Source organism: Xanthomonas sp. D-36-1 (assembly GCF_017746155.1).
GTDB lineage: Bacteria > Pseudomonadota > Gammaproteobacteria > Xanthomonadales > Xanthomonadaceae > Xanthomonas > Xanthomonas cissicola.
Map to the genome: position 1 here is coordinate 34940 of NZ_JAGHWR010000001.1, position 19413 is coordinate 54352.

General features: G+C 65.4%; 18 protein-coding genes and 1 tRNA gene. 5 read left to right on the forward strand and 14 right to left on the reverse strand.

Translation table 11 applies throughout. The features are described 5' to 3' along the window. Window positions 1–111 precede the first annotated feature (111 nt). The gene (locus J7367_RS00135; protein ID WP_005914051.1) at window positions 112–387 is read right to left on the reverse strand and encodes a hypothetical protein; all 276 of its coding nucleotides are present in this window, start codon (window positions 385–387) and stop codon (window positions 112–114) included. A gap of 249 nt (window positions 388–636) precedes the next feature. Continuing rightward, a tRNA-Phe gene (locus J7367_RS00140) sits at window positions 637–712 on the reverse strand. Window positions 713–893: 181 nt separating this feature from the next. Between J7367_RS00140 and J7367_RS00145 the strand changes: the two genes are divergently transcribed. The 5 genes from J7367_RS00145 to dxs all read left to right on the forward strand — a co-directional run bounded on the left by J7367_RS00145 (window position 894) and on the right by dxs (window position 7400). After that, the gene (locus J7367_RS00145; RefSeq protein ID WP_039568800.1) at window positions 894–1430 is read left to right on the forward strand and encodes a lipocalin family protein; all 537 of its coding nucleotides are present in this window, start codon (window positions 894–896) and stop codon (window positions 1428–1430) included. Between the two features lie 113 nt (window positions 1431–1543). Next, window positions 1544–2020 carry an LEA type 2 family protein gene (locus J7367_RS00150; protein WP_007974695.1) on the forward strand — a complete coding sequence of 159 codons (477 nt, stop codon included), beginning with the start codon at window positions 1544–1546 and terminating at the stop codon, window positions 2018–2020. Between the two features lie 38 nt (window positions 2021–2058). After that, on the forward strand, window positions 2059–3852 hold the full coding sequence (locus tag J7367_RS00155; protein WP_057661236.1) for an acyl-CoA dehydrogenase C-terminal domain-containing protein: 1794 nt from the start codon (window positions 2059–2061) through the stop codon (window positions 3850–3852). 541 nt (window positions 3853–4393) lie between these two features. Further along, the gene (locus J7367_RS00160; RefSeq protein ID WP_007965971.1) at window positions 4394–5050 is read left to right on the forward strand and encodes an HNH endonuclease; all 657 of its coding nucleotides are present in this window, start codon (window positions 4394–4396) and stop codon (window positions 5048–5050) included. A 433-nt stretch (window positions 5051–5483) separates the two neighbouring features. Then, complete coding sequence (gene dxs / locus J7367_RS00165; protein WP_057661278.1) at window positions 5484–7400, forward strand: 1-deoxy-D-xylulose-5-phosphate synthase; 1917 nt, start codon at window positions 5484–5486, stop codon at window positions 7398–7400. A 35-nt stretch (window positions 7401–7435) separates the two neighbouring features. On the opposite strand, the gene J7367_RS00170 is transcribed toward dxs, so the two are convergent. The 12 genes from J7367_RS00170 to J7367_RS00225 form a co-directional block, all read right to left on the reverse strand. Further along, the gene (locus J7367_RS00170) at window positions 7436–8692 is read right to left on the reverse strand and encodes a glycosyltransferase (RefSeq protein ID WP_057661234.1); all 1257 of its coding nucleotides are present in this window, start codon (window positions 8690–8692) and stop codon (window positions 7436–7438) included. After that, window positions 8682–9293 (reverse strand): hypothetical protein, encoded by a 612-nt coding sequence (locus tag J7367_RS00175; protein ID WP_057661232.1) that lies wholly within the window; start codon window positions 9291–9293, stop codon window positions 8682–8684. Before J7367_RS00175 ends, J7367_RS00170 begins: the two co-directional genes overlap by 11 nt. Further along, the gene (locus J7367_RS00180; protein ID WP_042675674.1) at window positions 9271–10425 is read right to left on the reverse strand and encodes a glycosyltransferase; all 1155 of its coding nucleotides are present in this window, start codon (window positions 10423–10425) and stop codon (window positions 9271–9273) included. Before J7367_RS00180 ends, J7367_RS00175 begins: the two co-directional genes overlap by 23 nt. Further along, window positions 10416–11375, reverse strand: a complete 960-nt coding sequence (locus tag J7367_RS00185; protein ID WP_057661230.1) for an NAD(P)-dependent oxidoreductase — start codon at window positions 11373–11375, stop codon at window positions 10416–10418. The genes J7367_RS00180 and J7367_RS00185 overlap by 10 nt, the downstream gene beginning before the upstream one ends. Then, window positions 11372–12220: an MBL fold metallo-hydrolase gene (locus tag J7367_RS00190; RefSeq protein WP_022559455.1), complete on the reverse strand. Its 849-nt coding sequence runs from the start codon at window positions 12218–12220 to the stop codon at window positions 11372–11374. The genes J7367_RS00185 and J7367_RS00190 overlap by 4 nt, the downstream gene beginning before the upstream one ends. Next, window positions 12220–13218: a 3-oxoacyl-[acyl-carrier-protein] synthase III C-terminal domain-containing protein gene (locus J7367_RS00195; RefSeq protein ID WP_042806212.1), complete on the reverse strand. Its 999-nt coding sequence runs from the start codon at window positions 13216–13218 to the stop codon at window positions 12220–12222. Before J7367_RS00195 ends, J7367_RS00190 begins: the two co-directional genes overlap by 1 nt. Before the next feature lie 198 nt (window positions 13219–13416). Continuing rightward, complete coding sequence (locus J7367_RS00200; protein WP_057661229.1) at window positions 13417–14433, reverse strand: TraB/GumN family protein; 1017 nt, start codon at window positions 14431–14433, stop codon at window positions 13417–13419. 91 nt (window positions 14434–14524) lie between these two features. Then, complete coding sequence (locus J7367_RS00205; RefSeq protein ID WP_057661227.1) at window positions 14525–14986, reverse strand: cupin domain-containing protein; 462 nt, start codon at window positions 14984–14986, stop codon at window positions 14525–14527. Window positions 14987–15020: 34 nt separating this feature from the next. Continuing rightward, window positions 15021–15815, reverse strand: a complete 795-nt coding sequence (locus J7367_RS00210) for a WecB/TagA/CpsF family glycosyltransferase (protein ID WP_057661225.1) — start codon at window positions 15813–15815, stop codon at window positions 15021–15023. Between the two features lie 4 nt (window positions 15816–15819). Continuing rightward, complete coding sequence (locus tag J7367_RS00215; RefSeq protein ID WP_057661222.1) at window positions 15820–16614, reverse strand: polysaccharide pyruvyl transferase family protein; 795 nt, start codon at window positions 16612–16614, stop codon at window positions 15820–15822. Window positions 16615–16651: 37 nt separating this feature from the next. Continuing rightward, a complete protein-coding gene (locus J7367_RS00220) occupies window positions 16652–17848 on the reverse strand; it encodes a glycosyltransferase (RefSeq protein ID WP_057661220.1) in 1197 nt (398 codons plus the stop codon). A 63-nt stretch (window positions 17849–17911) separates the two neighbouring features. Next, entirely contained in the window at window positions 17912–19402 is a 1491-nt protein-coding gene (locus J7367_RS00225) for a lipopolysaccharide biosynthesis protein (protein ID WP_057661218.1), read from the reverse strand. Between the last annotated feature and the right edge of the window lie 11 nt (window positions 19403–19413).

A 19413-nucleotide genomic window follows, 5' to 3' on the forward strand; every position in this document is an offset into this window, starting at 1 on the left:
CGCCGAGTTCATGCAAGGCATCGCGCGACTTGCCGCCGGTCTGTCCTGTTCCCCGCCAACCACGATCCGGACGCCTACACGCTCGAAGCGCAGGCAAGAGTCCGCGATTCTTCAGCCGCTCTGCCTTTCGCAGCTGCGGTATTCCTTGGGGTCCAAAAACTCCGCCAGACAAGACCCTACGCGCAGCGCCTGCTCGCGCGCGTCGCCCCGGTACTCGCCCTGCCCTGCGCCCTCGATCGTGGCCACGGGCGCGGCGCGGTCGCGGTGATAAACGAACGCAGTCGAAAGCCACAGCGTCGCGCCTGGCGCCTGGCTTTCCAGGGTCTCCACGCGGAATTCACCGCAGTAACCGTGGATCAGGGTGCGTCGAAGTGTCTTGTGCGTCATGCGCGCAGTATCGCCATGCACATTTGAAGATCACGTAGAAATCGATTGCATCGGACGCACGTAGCGCCTAAGCGCACGATCGGGAAGCCGAACCAACGCGCAAGCCTGTGTCCATGCTGGATCACATCAGAATTAACGCGCGCGCCTGCAACACGCACCACTGCCCACCGCATATGCAATCGAGTAAAGTACCGGGAGAGCGACAGATCCGGTGAGAACCGGGAAGCCTTGCGAACGAAGGCTTGGATATGGTGGCCGAGGACGGAATCGAACCGCCGACACGGGGATTTTCAATCCCCTGCTCTACCAACTGAGCTACTCGGCCACTTAACCTGCAACACGATGCCTGCGTTGCGAGGACGCGCACTATAGCGAGCAGGCGCAGTTTGGGCAAGCGTTGCGAGCAACTTTATTGCCGGCCGCCGTGGGGGACGCGTTTCTTGCACCGCTTCACGCCGCGCGGCCGGGGACATGGCCTAGCCTGCGCGCGTCCACCGGAGATTGTCATGCGCCTGCCCCGCCTGCTGCTGTCGTTCGTCGCCCTGCTGCCGCTGGCCGCGTTTGCGCAACAGCCGGTGCGCGCGGTGCCGCAGCTGGACATCTCGCGCTATGCCGGCCAGTGGCATGAGATTGCACACCTGCCGGTGTCGTTCCAGAAAAAGTGCCGTAGCGACATTACCGCCATCTACACCTTGCGCGACGATGGCTTGATCGGCGTGCGCAATGGCTGCCGCACCGCCGATGGCAGCCTGACCCAGGCCGACGGCGTGGCGCGCCCGGTCGCCGGCCAGCCCGGGCAGTTGCAGGTGCGCTTCGCTCCCGAGTGGCTGGGTTGGTTGCCGCTGGTGTGGGCCGACTATTGGGTGATCGCGCTCGACCCGGATTACCAATGGGCGGTGGTCGGCGAGCCGGATCGCAAGTACCTGTGGATCCTGTCGCGCTCGCCGCAGATGCAGCGCGCGCAACTGGAACGGCTCAAGGCGCAGGCCACCGCGATGGGCTACGACCTGTCGCCATTGATTGTGGCCGCGCCGGTGTTGTGAGGCCTGCCCGCGCCCCGGCCTAGGATCGCCACCTCCGCTGCGCGCGCTGGGGAGCGGCGACCGTACTGCGTAGTATTCTTGGCGCCGCCTCATTCCGCCAAGGACCCGAGTCCATGCGTCGTGCCTCTCGCCTTCTTCTTGTATCGCTGGCCTGCGGGCTGCTGCTGAGCGCCTGCGGCGGCGCAGTCCGCCGGGTGTCCGAGCCGGCCGCCAGCATCCAGCAACTGACCGTGCGTGCCGATGGCTCCTGGTCGGTGGATCTGCGCCTGCAGAACTACAGCAGCATCCCGATGCAGTTCGAACGCGTGGCACTGGAGATCTCTGCCGGCGACCAATTGGCCGGCAAGCTCGACCAGGCAGTGGGCATGTCGATCGGCCCGGAAACCGCCGATGTGGTCACCGTCGCCGTGCAACCCACCTCGCTCGGTCGCATCACCGTGGCCGACGTGCTGGCCGGCGGCCGCTCGTTCCCGTACGCGCTCAAGGGCACCGTCTGGGCGACCCCGCAGGACAAGAAACAGCGCCAGTTCAGTGTGGAATCGCGCAATACGCTCAGCCCGGCCCCCGGCCTCAACGGCGTGCTGCGCTAGCGCGCACGCCCCCCTACCCGCGCTTCCAAGGATTCCGCATGAGCAGCTATACCGCCCCGCTGACCGATTTCCGCTTCGCCCTGCACGATGTGCTCGGCGCGCACGCCCTGTTCGCCCGGCTCGGCTATACCGAGGCCAGCACCGACATCATCGACGCCGTGCTCGAAGAGGCCGGCCGCTTCACCTCGCAGGTGCTGGCGCCGCTCAACAGTGTGGGCGACGAGATCGGTTGCGCGTTCGACAAGAGCACGCACACGGTGACCACTCCGCCCGGCTTCCGCGCCGCCTACGATCAATTCGTGGAAGGCGGCTGGAACGGGCTCACCGCCGAACCGCAATTCGGCGGCCAGGGCATGCCGCACACGCTGGGCGTGCCGCTGAGCGAAATGATCAACGCCGCCAACCTGGCCTGGGGCAACTTTCCGCTGCTGTCGCATGGCGCGATGGAAGCGCTGCGCCAGCACGGCGAGACCTGGCAGCAGGACGTCTTCCTCAAACCCCTGATCGACGGCCGCTGGACCGGCACCATGTGCCTGACCGAACCGCATTGCGGCACCGACCTGGGCCTGCTCAAGACCCGTGCCGAACCCAATGCCGATGGCAGCTACGCCATCACCGGCACCAAGATCTTCATCACCGCCGGCGAGCACGACCTCACCGACAACATCGTGCACCTGGTGCTGGCCAAGCTGCCGGACGCCCCGGCCGGCGCCAAGGGCATCTCGCTGTTCGTCACCCCCAAGTTCAAGGTGGACCGCGACGGCACCGTGGGCGAGCGCAACGCGCTGCATTGCGGCTCCATCGAGCACAAGATGGGCATCAAGGGTTCGGTGACCTGCGTGATGAACTTCGAAGGCGCGCAAGGCTACCTGGTCGGCCAGCCGCACAAGGGCCTGCAGGCGATGTTTACGATGATGAATACCGCACGCCTGAGCGTGGGCCTGCAAGGCATCGGGTTGTCCGAGCGCGCCTACCAGAACGCCCTGCGCTATAGCCGCGAGCGGTTGCAATCGCGGGCGCTCAGCGGCGCCAAATTCCCGGACAAACCGGCCGACCCGATCATCGTGCACCCGGACGTGCGCCGCATGCTGCTGACCATCAAGTCGCTGACCGAAGGCAGCCGCCTGCTCGCGTTGCATGCGGCCAGCCTGGTCGACGTCGCCCATCGCGGCGAGAGCGAACGCGAACGCGCCGACGCCGAGACCCTGGTGAGCTTCCTCACCCCGATCTCCAAGGCCTGCCAGACCGAATGGTCGATCGAGAATACCTACCACGCGCTGCAGTGCTTCGGCGGCCACGGCTACATCCGCGAATACGGCATGGAGCAACTGGCCCGCGACGCGCGTATCACCACCATCTACGAAGGCACCACCGGCATCCAGGCGCTGGACCTGATCGGCCGCAAGACCGCTGCCAGCCAGGCTGCCGGGCTGAAGCTGTTCCTGGCCGATGTGGAAACCTTCGCCAACGCGCAGGACGGCAACGCCGCGCTGGCCGAGTTCATCAAGCCGCTGCGCGACAAGTGCAGCGAATGGGCGATGCTGACCCGCGATGTGCTCGATCGCGCCGCGCGCAACCCCGACGAACTGGGCGCGGCCAGCCATGACTACCTGTTTTATTCGGGTTACGTGGTGCTGGCGTACTGGTGGGCGCGCAGCGTGGCCGCTGCCGACGCATCGGCGCACGGCGAGGACTTCAGGCGCGCCAAGCGGGAGACGGCGCGGTTCTACTTCGCCCGCATCCTGCCACGCACCATGACCCATTCCGCCGCCATCCGCAGTGGCGCCGCACCGCTGATGACGCTGGACGCGGAACTGTTCGGCGAAGGCTGAGCGCCATCATCACGGCGCTGCCGTAGGAGCGGACCTGGCCGCGACGGGGTGGAGTCGCTCGGCAAGGCGCCGCGCCCGGGTGCGCTCCTACGGATAACGACGCGAGATTCCGCCGCTGCTGTAGGAGCGGACCTGGCCGTGACGGGTGGTATCGCTCGGCAAGGCGTCGCGCCCGGGTGCGCTCCTACGGGCAACGACGCGAGATTCCGCCGCCGTAGGAGCGGACCTGGCCGCGGCGGGGTGGAGTCGCTAGGCAAGGCGTCGCGCCCGGGTGCGCTCCTACGGATAACGACGCGAGATTCCACCGCTGCTGTAGGAGCGGACCTGGCCGCGACGGGTGGAGTCGCTCGACAAGGCGTCGCGCCCGGGTGCGTTCCGACGCTCACCAACGCCATCACTGCGTTTGACGAGTGATCCCGCAGCGCGGCGGCACGGAATCGCGGCCAACAGTACTTACTGAGCCAGTATTTTGGAGACACCTGCCAACGCCGTTCGCTGTGATACACAAACTGTCAACGATCGGGTATAAGCTGTTTTCCCGATGGAGACAGACACGCACGTTCGTGATGTGATCGTCCCCGGAGGCAGCTATGCCCCGGACGCGGGCAGCGCTGTCGCTGCAATCCACCAACTCCCCACGCTTCGCCTGTTGTCGCTCGATGCGCACGGCCGCGTGCTGGATTGGATCAACTGGCAAGACGCCGCCTGCCTATACGCCCGCGATGCGGTGTCGTGGACGCTGGGCGAGCCTTGCATGCAGATCCACGGCGGCATCTCGCGGCTGACCGGCGAGCGCAGCACGCTGGAACTGCACCCCATCATCGCCGCGCGCGGGCACGCCCGTTCGCGCGCGCTGGACCCGACCCCGACCCTCAGCAACACCGCGCTGTTCGCGCGCGATTCGCAGCTGTGCATGTACTGCGGCCAGCATTTCAGCCGCCCGCACCTGACCCGCGACCACGTCATGCCGGTGTCCAAAGGCGGTCGCGACAGTTGGGAAAACGTGGTGACCGCCTGTTTCCAGTGCAATTCGCGCAAGGCCAACCGCACGCCGCAACAGGCGCATATGCCGCTGCTGGCGGTGCCCTACCGGCCGAGCTGGATCGAGCACCTGATCCTGTCCAACCGCAACATCCTGTCCGATCAGATGGCCTTTTTGCGCGCGCAGCTGCCCAAGCGCTCCAAACTGTCGCTGTAAGCCGACTGTCCATTTGTTGCGGCTGCTGGCTGGTCAGTGGCACGCAAGCTTGCAAGGCGTGCCAAGACAGCCGCGGGTGGTTGAGCCTGGACGCGCGTGCCGTTGTCCCACTCGCGCAGCGGCGTTGGCGGCTTCACCGGCGCACCGGGTGTCCGACGTGACATCGAACCCGGCCACCGCGATCCAATGCATGAGACGCCTTGAGGCGCAGTGTCCGCCCCTTACGCAGAGGCGCGGAGCCAAGGGATCGCGGAGACACGGCGCAACCAGCACATCGCCAGGTGCGGCAGATTGCCGCAGGTGTCGGGTGAGCGTCGCGCGCGCCAGGCGTCACGGTGCGCGCGCCCATCACTTCCCGCTGACAGCTGAACCGGTTTGCTTGCCGGGCCTTCGCATGGGGAGGACAATACGGCTTCAGAAGATTGACACGATGATGATCGACACCACCCGCTATCCGCGCCTGTCCCGCATCCAGACCCCCGACGATCTGCGCCGCTTCGACGAAGCCGAGCTGACCGCGATCGCCGAAGAACTGCGCTCCTATCTGATCGAATCGGTGGGCAAGAGCGGCGGGCACTTCGCGGCCGGCCTGGGCGTGATCGAGCTCACCGTCGCCCTGCACTACCTGTATCAGACGCCGGTCGATCAGCTGGTCTGGGACGTCGGGCATCAGACCTACCCGCACAAGATCCTCACCGGCCGGCGCGACCAGATCCACACGGTCAAGCAGAAGGACGGCGTGGCGCCGTTTCCCAAGCGCGAGGAAAGCATCTACGACACCTTTGGCGTTGGCCATTCGTCGACCTCGATTTCGGCCGCGCTCGGCATGGCCATCGCTGCGCAGCGCAACGGCGACGACCGCAAGGTGGTGGCGGTGATCGGCGACGGCGCGATGACCGCCGGCATGGTCTACGAAGCGCTCAACCACGCCGGCGGCATGGACCCGGAACCGAATCTGCTGGTGATCCTCAACGACAACCGCATGTCGATCTCCGAAGCAGTGGGCGGGCTGACCAAGATGCTGGGGCGCGCCAGCGGCAGCCGCACGCTCAATGCGATCCGCGAAGGCGGCAAGAAGATCCTCGGCGACAAGAAGAACAACCCCACCGCGCGTTTCGTGCGGCGTTGGGAAGAACACTGGAAAGGCATGTTCGTGCCATCCACGCTGTTCGAGGAAATGGGCTTCCATTACACCGGCCCGATCGATGGCCACGACCTGCCCAGCCTGGTCGGCGCACTGAAGACCCTGCAGACGCTCAAGGGCCCGCAACTGCTGCACGTCATCACCACCAAGGGCAAGGGCTACGAACTGGCCGAAGGCGATCAGATCGGCTACCACGCCGTTGGCCCGTTCGATCCAAGCAAGGGCCTGGTCGCCAAGACCGGCGCCAAGAAGCCGACCTACACCGACGTCTTCAGTGACTGGGTGTGCGACATGGCCGCCGCCGAACCCAAGTTGCTGGTGATCACGCCGGCGATGCGCGAGGGCTCGGGCCTGGTGCGTTTCAGCAAGGAATATCCGCAGCGCTATTTCGATGTAGCCATTGCCGAGCAGCACGCGGTCACGCTGGCCGCCGGCATGGCGACCCAGGGCGCCAAGCCGGTGGTCGCGATCTATTCCACGTTCCTGCAGCGCGGCTACGACCAACTGGTGCACGACGTGGCGGTGCAGCAACTGGATGTGCTGTTCGCGATCGATCGCGGCGGCGTGGTCGGCCCGGATGGCGCCACCCATGCCGGCAATCTGGATCTGAGCTTTCTGCGCTGCGTGCCGCACATGGTGGTGATGGCGCCTGCCGACGAGGCCGAATGCCGTCAGATGCTGAGCACCGGCGTGCAATACCAGGGCCCGGCGGCGGTGCGCTACCCGCGTGGCACCGGTCCCGGCGCAGCACTGGACACCTCGCTTGCCACGTTGCCGATCGGCAAGGCGCAGCTGCGCCACAGCGGCACCCGCATCGCCCTGCTCGGCTTCGGCGCGATGGTGGATGCGGCCGAGGCGGTCGGGCGCGAACTGGGGCTGACGGTGGTGAACATGCGCTTCGTCAAGCCGCTCGACAAGGCGCTGCTGCTGGAGCTGGCAAAAACCCATGATGGCTTCGTCACGATCGAAGACAACGTGGTTGCCGGCGGCGCAGGTTCTGGCGTGTCAGAACTGCTCAACGCCGAAGCCGTTACCATGCCGATGCTGCACCTGGGCCTGCCGGACAGCTTCCAGCATCACGCCAGCCGCGAAGACCTGCTTGCGGAAGCCGGCATCGACCAAGCCGGCATTCGCGCCGCCGTGCTCAAGCGCTGGCCGCAGCTGACGATCAGCCTGCCGCCTGCGTTGAACGCTGCGGCAGGCTGATCGCGCCTGCCAGGCTCCTTGTGGCGCGTGCCGCCTTACATCGGCGGCACCGCGCCAGTCCGCGCGAAGCCCTCCACCAGGTGCACGATGCGCGCCTGCGATTGAATCAGTTGTAGCTCCGCCTGCAGCCGGTGCACGCCGTGTGTTACCTCGTCAGCACCGAGCGCCTCACGCAGCAACGCCGGCAACCCATCCAGATCGCGCAACCACCAGGCAGCACCAGCCACCTGCAGGCGGGCGGCGTGGTCGAACTGGTCGTAATCCAGCGGATAGACGATCGCCGGCAGTCCGGCGGCAAGGCAGGCGTAGAGAATGCCGGCACCGCCGTGGTGGATCACCAATGCGTAGCGGTGCAGATGCTGCGCGTAATCCACGTACGGCAGCCGCTGATAGTTGCCCTGCCCCGGCTGCAGCGGAGCGCCGGTGTCGCCGTCGCTGAAATGGAAGACCACCTCCGGGAACTGCGGCGCCAGCGCACGCAACACGCCCTCCATGCGCTGCTTGACCCATTGCAGATGCGTGCCCAGCGTCACCAGCACATGCCGGCGACCGTCGACGAAGGGGGGCGCCGTCACCGACGACGGCGGCGTGCATAACTGCGGCCCGACAAAGCGCACTGCCGTCGGCCAACGTTGCGCCAGCTCGAACGACGGGACTCCCAGGGCCAGGATGCACTGCGGCGAATACACCGCCTCGCTGCGATCGCTGCGATAGATCGCCGGCAACCCGCAAGCGCGCATCCGGCGCCGATAGCAACGGTGCAGAGTCCGCTTGAAACCACGCGTGAGCCGGCGCGCCGCTGCATGCCAGACACGCTGCAAGGGCGTGGTCGCAGGCAGCAACCCACCAAAGTAGGCGGGCGGCCCATCCGTGGTTTCGATCACGCACGGCGACGGCATGCTGGTCCACCAGGCAATGTCCATCGTCTGGGCGGCCAGTCCTGCGCTGGGCAGGGTGAAGTCGACGATCACCAGATCCGGCCGCCGCTTGGCGAAGCGCTGCTGTAGCGCTTCGCCAAGCTGTGCCATGAGCCCGAGTGCGCTGTGCAGCTGCCGACGCAGGCGCACCGGGTTGTGGCCCACTGCATGCGGCGGGTTTGCGATGGAAAGCAGCACGCGATCGGCATGCGCATCCAGCACGCTGGCAGCGGTGAGCCCACATGCCTCGATGCGCGCCTGCGCGGCAGGCGTGCTGATGACGCATACCTCGTGCTGCGCCGCGAGTTGTTGCGCGATCGCCAGGATGGGATGCAGATGGCCGCTGTATGGCGGTGCGATCAGATCAATGCGCATGCGCTACGCCCTGTCGCTTCCGTTCGATCTGCGCGACAAAGCGCTGGCACTCGGCAAGCACCTCGGCGTTATGCAGGTACGCCATGTGTCCGCACGCAGGCCTGGCATCGACCTGCCCATCGAACAGTGCGCGAGAGATCCAGTCGCTGCGGCCCTGTACCACGCACAGCTGGCCGAACACGGCGGGCGCATCACACACCGGGCCGTACGCAAAAACCGCCAGACGTGCGCGCAGCGCATCCGGCAACCGCAATGCGGTCAATAGCTGCAGCCCGCAGCTGCCGGCAAGAAGCAGCGTCATCGGCCTCTGATCCAGCAGTGCATGCACACGCTTGCGGTCGGCCTCGGCAAGGCGGGCATGTCGGGCCGCAAGATACTGCCGCGCATTGGACAGGCTGGCACGCCACAACGGCGTGCGCCGGTGCGGCGCGCTATTGCGGCGGTACGGATAATTGCAATCCACCAACTGCCGGCCTGTGCCCTGCAGCTGTCGCAGAAATGCGCCCTGTTCCGTACTCAAGGCGCAGCTTGCCGGATCGCTTTGCCCGGTGAGAAAGGCGATCTGCAGCGGGCCCGACTCACTCCGCACGAAAGCACCCATCGGGAAACACACGGTAACGCCGCGTGCGCCAGCGGATGGTACGCACCAGCGCTGCGTGCAGCAGATGCAGCGGCTGCAGACATTCGGCGCATAGCGACAGCAGCAGGCGATGGCGAACGGCGCCGGTGACGCGCCATTGCACACCGCACAGCAGCAGCGCGCGTGCCAGCAAAACGATCAGCACGCAGAGTGCAGCCGGCCAGGTGTGCTGCACGCAAGCGCAGACCAGCATGGCCAGCAGCAGCACCGGCGGCAGCCCCTGCAACACGCCGATGGCGCTGCGTACGCGCAGGCGTTGACGGCCTAGCAGGATCGATGCGAACAGCATCCAGCGATGCATCTGGCGCACATATCCACGCAGGTCGGGCATGGCGGTACGCATCGCCACCGGCGCAATGGATTGCCAGAGCCGCCCGCCGCGGTCGCGCACCAGGGTCGCGAAGGCCAGATCGTCGGTCAGTTGCTCCAGCAATGCAGTAAAGCCACCCCAGCGGCGCAGTTGTTCGGTGCGCGCGGCATAGCACATGCCGTTGATGGTCAACGGCGCTGCGAATGGCAGCCAGCCCAGGTACGTGAGCGCGGCATTGTTGTTGACGAACTGCGCCAACAGGCGCCCGGCCAGCGTGGCGCCGTCGCGGTAATACGGCAGTGCGGTGACCACATCGGCATGCGCGAGGTCCAGCAACAGTTGCGACAGCGCACGGTCGCCAAGGTGCGCATCGTCGTCGAGAATCAGGCTCACAGGCGCATCGATGTGCGGCAGCGCGTAATCGAGTTTCCAGGCCTTGGGGTTGATGCCAGGTGGCGCCGGGGGCACCAGCATGCGCGCGATACGCAGCTGCGGATATAGCGCAACGACTGCATCGGCAGCGGCGTTTCCCGGGCCATCGTCGGCATCCAGCAACCAGACGAACTGCGCCTGCGGCAATGCCTGCACGTTGGCGGCAAGCACCTCTTGCAAATGCGCATCGCCACCAAGAATGGGCTGCAGGATCGCCACCTCGGCCGGTGTTGCAACGGCACTGTGCGCTGACCTCACCCGTTCGCCGCGCACGACCCACAGCGCGGCCGCCGTCTTGACCAGCAGCACGGCCAGATACAGCGCTGCCAGGATTGGGACGATCAGGTCCACTGTGCTGCCTGCCAGCGCACGAAGGCGTCCACACCCGCGTCCAGGCCAACACTGGGCGGGCCAAGATCGGCAAGCGTGCGGCGCGGATCGAAGGTCTTGGAATACGCGAACACGCCAACGCCGAAGCGCGTGATCGGCGGCTCGCCCCGCAGCCGCAGCCCGCGATATACCGCCTCCACCACGCTGGCCATGCGCAACGCGGTGCCGATGCGTACCTCGCGCCGTGGCAACGGCAGCTGCAGGCGCGCCAGCACCTCCAACAACACGTGCTGCAGGTCCACCGGTTGTGCGTTGGTGAGATTGTAGGCAGCCTGCAACTGCGGCGCGGTGGCCGCGCGGTACAGGTAATCGCACAGCGTATCGATATAGATCAGGTCGCCGATCACCGGCCGGGTCTGGCCGACGAAACGTGGCAACGCGCCCTTGCGCGCGGCGGCGATCACGCGTGGAAACAGCACCGTGTCGCCGGGCCCGAACACCGCACGCGGGCGCAGGACGCACTTCTGCCCCGGATAGGCATCGAGCAGGGTTTCGCCAAGATATTTGGTTTCTGCGTAAGTATTGACGAACGCCGGGCCGATCGGGCTGTCTTCGTCCAGATCGTATTGATGCGCTTCGCGATAGAACACCGAACTGGAGGAGACATACAGCAGGCGTGGGCAGCCGTTGCGTTTGCAGAAGTCGATGACATTGGCGGTGGCCTGGACGTTGTGCAGCTGGAACTGCGCACGCGTGCCCCATGGCGAGGCCAACGCAGCTGCATGAATCACCACATCCGGTTGCCAGTCCAGCGCAAACGCCCGGCTCAGGTCGATGCGATGGTAGTTGGGAAGATCGCTGGCGCGACGACCGATGCCTCGAATCTCGACACCTGGCTGCTCCTGAAAGCGCCGCAGGAACGCACCACCGACAAAACCGGACGCACCGGTCACAAGAATGCGCAGGCTCATCGCCACTCCGGTTGATAACGGTCAAGACTCGGCTGGCAATGCGAGGGCAGGATCGCCAGCTCCGGATGGGCGTGCGACAAGGCGTGCAAGCGATGCACGGTGCGCTGGAATGCGTACCAGTCGTGCATCAGCAGGCGCGTGGGCCAGGCCGGCCATTGCAGCGTGGCCCAGGTGGCCGAGGACCATACCGCGTCCGCACACAGCAACACCTCGCGGTCGTGCTGGTCGCGTACCCGTAGCCCCATCTGGCCGGGCACGTGTCCGGGTAGCGATACCGCGAGCACGCTGCCGTCCTCGAACAGATCGTAAGCCGGGCCGAGCCCCTGCCAGGCTCCAGTCAACGCGCGCTGCGGAGCCTGGTCGGCAAACTGCAGCCGCTGGTCGAAGTCGTCGGGCAGCAGCTGCGGCAGCAAGGCCCGGCGCAACCCGCCCACGCGCGAGCAGCTACGCAACTGCTGGTAGTCCGCGCGCAGGCACATGAAGCGCGCATTCGGCAGATCGCGCAGACCGCCGACATGGTCGGCGTGGAAATGCGAAATCAGACACCAGGCGATGTCATCCAGCGACACGCCGCGTTTACTCAACTGCGCGCCCAGGGTTTCGTCGACGGGCAAGTTTACTGGCGTGGTCCAGCGGTACAGGCGCTCCGGCCAGGGATCGGTGGCGCGGAAAAAATGCGCCGCGTAGCCGGTGTCGTACAACAGCGCGCCGCGCTGCGGATGCCGGATCAGCACGCTCAATGCGGGGAATTCCACCGCGTGCCAGTGACCATCGGCGCGCACCATGCGTTCGCAATGGCGACAGTGGCCCACGCGCAGCAGCTCGAGCGACACGCGTACCGGCATCAGTAGCGCAACACCATGCCGCCGATGGCAAGCCCTGCCCCGGTGCCAAGCAGCGCGAACAGATCGTCGCGCTGCAGGCCCAGCTCGACGCGTGCATGATGCAGCGCATGCGGCAACGACGCGGCAACCTGATTGCCGGTGGTTTGCAGGATGCGTACCACCTGATCGGGGCGCAGTCCCAAGGTCTGCACCACATGATCCAGGCCGCCGCCGGAGGCCTGGTGCGGCACCAGGCAGCGCAAGGCAGCAGTCGTGGTGCCGGCCTCGTGCAGCAGTTGTTCCCAGAACGCCGGCAGATGCCGCGCGGCGAAACGGTAGGCGCCGCGTCCGTCCATGCAGAACACGCGCGAAGCATCGGGCGCGCTGTCTTCGCCGTGCGGATAACGCGTGCCGCCGCCGCGAATGCGGCACAGCTCCGCGCCATTGCCATAACTGGACAGCCGGCTGGAGAGCAGCGCCGAGCCCTGCCCTGCGTCGCTGCGGCCAACGACCACTGCGGCTGCGCCATCGCCGAACAAGCCGGCCGTGGCCGGCGTCGCTGCATCCAGCCCGGCCGATGCGACTTCGCTGGAGACGATCAGCACGCGCTCGTACCGGCCTAGCGCCAGTGCGTTGGCCGCCATGTCCAGGGCCACCAGAAAACTCAGGCAGGTGGCATTGACGTCGAATGCGGGTACGCCCGAATCGCCGAGGCCGAGCGCGCGCTGGATCAGCACTGCCTGGCAGGGAATCGGCTGCTCCATGACGCTGCAGGCGGAGATCAGGCAATCGATCCGACTGGCATCGAGCCCGGCGCTGGCCAAGGCCTGTTGCGCAGCGGCTGCCCCCATCGACGCTGCGGTCTCGCCCTCGCCCACGTAATGGCGCGTCTGCACGCCCAGACGCGCGAACGTTGTTCCGGCCGGCAACTGCCAGCGCTCGTCCAACTGGTGCGATGTCACTTCCGTCGCCGGAACATGGCGCCCGGTGCCCAGAATGCGCAGCGGCAATGCGTTCAACGCGCAGCTCTCAAAACGTGAAGGCGCGCAGCATACCCTGGCCACATCGGCAGGCCCACCGCCATGCATGCCGATACACATCTAAGCGCAAGCACCGCGACGCACGCCGCGCAACAGCCGCCTGCCGCATCCATTGGATCGATGCCAGCTCCTGTGCTCGTGCTGCATGACACCCCTGGCGCACGCGGCGACATCGGCTCAAGGCGCTTCCACGGCATAGCCCAACGCCTGCAGGCGTGCCAGATAGCCGTCCGGCGCGGTCAGCCGGCTGATCGGCAGCACCGCAAAAGTGCTGCGATTGCGTTGCAACGCGGCGGTGGCGATGCCCAGCCAATGCTCGCGCATGCGCCGCTCCAGATCGTCGATGCCGCGTTTTTTTGCGGCACCAGAGCTGGCCATTGCGCCCATGCAGGCGGCCTGCGGGTCTTCGCGCGGCAGCTGACGCAAGGCCTCGATATCGCCCACCGACCAGGCATTGGCGCGCTCCACCATCGTCGGCAGATCGCGTTCCACCGTGACCAGAATGCTGCGGAAACACGCGGTATCGTCCATTCCTCCCGCACGGAATTCCCTGAGCGCCTGACGTGGATCCTTGATCTTGTAATCGAGCGCGGTCGGGGTCGGCTTGATCCCCGCGCGCTTGGCCGCGCGTTCCACCACCGGCCAAACCACCGGCGAACGGGCCAGGCCGGAGCGCTTGATTGCCGCCTGATACAACTCGCCGGCGGCCAGCATCGGGCGCTTGCGCTCCACGCCGCGGTCGCTGCCGAGATAGCGCGCCTTGGACACGCTCCAGCGCGCATACAGGTCGGCCGGCAAAATGTCGCGCAGCTCGCGTCCGTCTTCATTCTTCATCGCTTTCATGGCCGACGGCAGCAAGGTCAGCTTGCCGAAAAATCCCATGTCCGCATCCACCTGCACGGTTGGCGCCTCCAGCACCTGCTGGGACTGGCCGATGATGGTCTCCACTTCGGTCGACTGCCACTGCAGTCGCTTCGGCAACGGCGACAAGGTGCCCAGGATCCACAACACATGATCGCCCTTGCTGACCTTCCACAAGCCCGGCCCGGGCTGCACGCCGCGCACGACCATGGCCTCCAGATCCACCACTGCTGGTGCCGGCGCCGCCACCTTGGGCGGCGCAGCTTCACTGGCGGTCGCCAGCAGCGACACCAGCGTCAAACCCATTCCCCATCCTGCGACCTTGCATTGCATGGTGTGTCGCCCCCTGTCTGAGGCGGACAGTACGCCAAGCCGGCAGCAGCCGCGTTAGGGAAGCGTTCGGAACCGCAAGCGCCGTCGATGATTAGCGTGGCAGCAGCGTCGCCAGGTGTGCGGCCAACGGCGAGGCCTTGTCGAGCAGCGCAAATCCTTCCCAGACAAATCCCGGCGATACCGTGCATCCCACCAGGGTGAAATCGCCGAGCGAGCGTGCCGCCTGCCAGCAGCCTGCCGGCACCACATGCATCGGCTCGCCGCGTTCGGCGGCATCCACGATCACATGCTGCACTTGCTCGGTGCAGGTGTCGTAGATCAGCAGTTCCAACGCATCGCCGAGCTGCCAATGCCAGGTTTCTTCCGCATCCACGCGGTGCCATGCACTGCATTCGTCCGCACTCAGCAGGAAACGGATGGCGGTCATTGCCGGACGGGTCTGGCCGTTGTCGGTCACCTGACGTGCAGAGGCGTAGACGCGGCGATAGTGCCCGCCTTCCGGATGCGGGGCGAGGTCCAGCGAGCGGATCAGGGCGGCGGCGGTCGGATGCATGCGTGCATGCTAGGCCAGACGCATTCCCCCTGCATCAGGGTAGCTGCTTTCCTGCGCGCAGACAGGTGCGGAAGAACACCAGCAGATCCCAGCTATAGCGCTTGAGCAAACGGCGTGGCTCGTTGAGCAGCCGATACATCCATTCCATATGCAGGCCTCGCACCCACTCGGGCGCACGCTTGGCGGTGCCGGACAGGAAATCGAGCAACGCGCCCACGCCAAACACCAGCGGCACGCTCAGCGCATGGCTGTGGTCCAGGATCCAGCGCTCCTGCAGCGGGTTGCCGAACGCCACCAGCAGCACATCGGCACCGGAGCGATTGATGCGCTCGGCCAGGCCCTCGCCCGCGGCCGCAAATTCGCCATAACCGTCGCACATGCCGACCACCTGCTGCCCCAAGGTCCCGGTCAGCGTCGCCGCAGCGGTCTTGCCCACACCCGGACGGCCGCCCAGCAGAAAGAACTTCAGCGGCTGCGCGCTCTCGCGGCACAGATACGGAATCAGGTCGGTGCCATTGAGGTTGCCGGCAAAGCGGCGGCCGTGGATCAGCCGCGCAGCCAGATCCATGCCGATCCCGTCGTTGACGATACGCACGCTGGGCTCGCGCATGCGCATCCGTAGCGCCTGGCACTGCACGATGAAATTGGTATTGGCAAAGAACACCCGCCGCGGCTGGCGGGCGGCCAGCGCATGAAATAGATCCAGCGCGAAGGCTTCCTGCGTAGTGGACAACACCGGAAAGCCGCCTAACGGAATCACCACACCCGGCGGCGTGGCCCCGCTGGCAATCCCCGTTGTTTCCACATCCACGCGCTGGCCCTGCATCATCGAATCACCAAAGGTCGTAAGGGAAGGCAGCCAACAGTCCAGCCTGCAGCCTTTCCAGATCGAAATCGCCGTTGCCGCCCAGCTGCAGACACTCTTCCACGCTGTTGCCGGAATGCCATTGCATACGCCCGGTGCCGTTGTAGTAGTCGTCGTACTTGAAGCGATCTTCGCCGTTGCCCCAGTCCAGATACACCGCCGGGATTCCATAGGCTTCGGCAAGGATCAGGCCGTGCAGCGAGCTACTGATCACCAACTCGGCGCCAAGCAACGCGCTCATGAAGGTTGCGGGCTTGACGTTGGGAAATACCAGGTGGTCCTTGTACGCGCTGTACTTTTCGACCGGCTCGTTGAAGTGCGGAACGATGGCGAACGGGCGCTTGTTGATCGCGCCGAGCGCATCGGCCGGGAAGAACATCGGCGTCAGCAGCCCGGGATCGCCATACACTTCCGGCACTGCGATGCCGCGGTCAAGCAGAAACTTGCGCGTCTTCGGCCCACGCACCGCACGGACATCGAGCGTACGGAAGGTGTTGCGCTCGCCAGGAATCTTGCCGTTGATGCCACTACCCCAGACGGTGTCGCCGTCTTTGGCGAAGTGCAGTACCGAGCCGATCGCGATCAGCTTCTTGCTCAGATCCCGCTTCTCGATCAGCGTTTTGTCCTGCAACGACAGCACGCAGGAGACGATCACCTTGGACAGGTGATCTCCCATATTCACGCCAGCGTTCTTGGGCTGCCACCAGAACAGCGCACGACGTTCTGCATGTTCTATCCATTTCTGCAGCAAGGCGTTGGCCATAACGTATGAGTCTCCTAAAGAAAAAATGTGCGCCGCATCAGTGCGAAAACGCAGCCTCCGACGAGGTATGCACCGCTGCGCTTTGCCGTGGATACAACCGGGTTTCCGGATACGCACTGGGATCCAGCACGCGATCGGTGGTGTCGGACCAATTCAGGCACTGGCGATAACGCACGCGCGGTGCTTCCAGGGCGCGGCCGATTGCTGCAACGACAGAATCGGCGTTGCCCGGAGTGTAGCCGAAACGCGACTGATACGGCCCCACCACGGCATTCGGACACACAGCAGGCAAGCCGAAAAAGTCGTATTGCAACAACTTCATCGAACTGTCGGCCAGGTAGACCGGCACCTGCTCGGAGGCATACGGCGCAATCCCGAACCGCGCGTGTTTGATGTAGCCAATGGTCTCGGCGTGTTTCATCTCGCCATAGACCACCACGTTATCGCCATAGCCTGGATGCCGGCCCATGCCCGAGCCGATCACATGAAACGTCACCTGCGGGAAGGCCTTGCTGGCAACCACGAAGAATTCCGGATCGAACAACATCGAACCGACGGCCACTGCGTGGATGCCCTCGCCGTACGGCGACGGGTCGCCGAGTTGATCCAGGTTGTGATCTACACCATGGCCAACGTGATAGACATTGTCGCGGCTGGCGATTTCTTCTGCCATTGCCGGCGATACCAGTGCAATCACATCGAGCTTGGGTGCCACGCGGTCGAACTCGCGTTCGATATACGACGCAACATTGATCGTGCTCAGTCCGTCTGACGCGCGGTACACCAGTTTGGCTGCAGGATTGACGCGCTTGGCCAGTTCGATGAAAGCGACCGCAATGCCGCTTTCGAACACGATCACATCCGCCTCGCGCATCCAGTCGAGTAACTGGCGCGGCGGATGCGCGGCATACCAGCGGAACATCGCATCCTCGACCGGCCGCAGCCACGGACGGCGCGTATTGAACGGATGCACGGTCGTGCGCCACAGATAACAGTCGACGCCCTTGTGCGAGACGACCGTGTTTGCGGTCTCGTCCAGCGGCAGCCGCATATCGCCCTTCATGCGCGACAACCGGCTGTAACGTAGCGAGAAGAACCGCGTGGTCCCGCGCAATGCCAGTTGATCGGTGATGAAGTGGATATTGGCGCGCCGGGGCGTGCGGTAATCGTGGGCGGACAAGACCAGATAGCAGGGCCGGCGGATGCCGGAAGCGGCGGCGGGTGTGTCGCTCATGGGCCGTGTCCTATGAATGAGTGAGAAAAAGCATGACCGACTGCAGGCGAAGACAACGTCGACTCATCGAGGTGCCTTGGCCTGCGTCAGCAGCTTGCGGATGTTGACGATGGCAACCACATCGCGGCGGAATGCAGGCCAGATCGCCAAGGCAAGCAGGCAAACGGCAAGCATCGTCACTGCGCCGACAGCCAGTTGCTCCCACAGCGGGCCGCCAACCGTGATGGAGGCGTAATACGCACTGCCACCCGCCACGCCGTAGGCGACCATGGCGCGCAGCGCATTGGTGAAGAGAGCTCCGACCGGCGCGTCTGAAATCTTGCCAATCCATAGCAGCGACAGCGGCCAGGTCACCAACAGACCGAACGAATAGCCGATCGCCACCCCCATCGCGCCCCAGCGCGAACCGACGAAAATGCAGGCAATCAGCAGCACGCGGCTGACCAGCGAATACACCAGTTGCGCGCGCATCAGTCCCCGCGCAAGGAATACCCAATACGTTGCATAGGCCGCCGTCTGGAAGATGCCGCCCAGTGTCAGCACCTGGAACAGCGGCACCGCCTCACGCCACTGCTCGCCCAGTACCAGCACGATCAGCGGCATCGCCAGTGCGCAGGCGAACGCGAACAGCGCGAAGATCAGGTGCACCATCACGGTCTGCCCGCGCAGCAGGAACGCGCTGAAGCGCTCGCGGTCGTCCTGCAGCTGCGACAACACCGGCAGCGCCACGCTGGTGGCAGGCGCATTGATCTGGTTCAACGGCATCATCAGCAACTGGAATGCGCGGTTGTACAAGCCCAGCGCGTCCGGTCCTGTCCGCCAACCGATGATCACCTGGCCCACGTTGCGACTGGCATACCCGAGCAACTGCGCCGCCATCAGGTTCCAGCCGAAACTCATGAAATCGCGCATCGGCGCCGAACGCTGGTAGCCACCCGGCAACCAACGCGCGCAGCTCGCGGCGATGATGAAATTGACACCGGCCTGCACCACCTGCTGTACCACCAGCGCCCAATAGCCCCAGCCCAGTAGCGCAGCAGCAACCGCTGCGCCAAGACCGAGCACCTGCGAGCCCACATCGCTTAGCGCCACCTGCCCGAAGCGCAGCCCGCGACTCAGGTGCGCGCGGTATTGCGTGGTCATGCCATTGATCAGGAAGGTCACCGCCAGCGCCTGGGAAATCGTCACCAGGGCCGGCTCTTTGTAGAAGTTCGCAATCAGATGCGCCGAGGCGAACACCACCAGCGACAGCGCCAGACCAATGCCGCTATTGATCCAGAACAGGTTGTCGCGTTGCTCGCGACTCACTTGCTTGGCTTGCACCGCTGCGGCCGACAGGCCGAAATCGCGCAGGATCTCGGCGGCGCCGACGATGGCAGTGACCATTGCCATCAGACCGTAGTCGTAGGGCGTCAACAAGCGCGCCAACAGAATGATGCCGCCGAACTGCACCACCATCTTGGCCGACTGGCCAAGCATGGTCACCGCTGCGCCGCCGGCGGCGCGCGACCCCAGACTGCGCTGTGGCGGTGGCGGCGGCGTGGAAGATGTCATCGTAGGTGTCT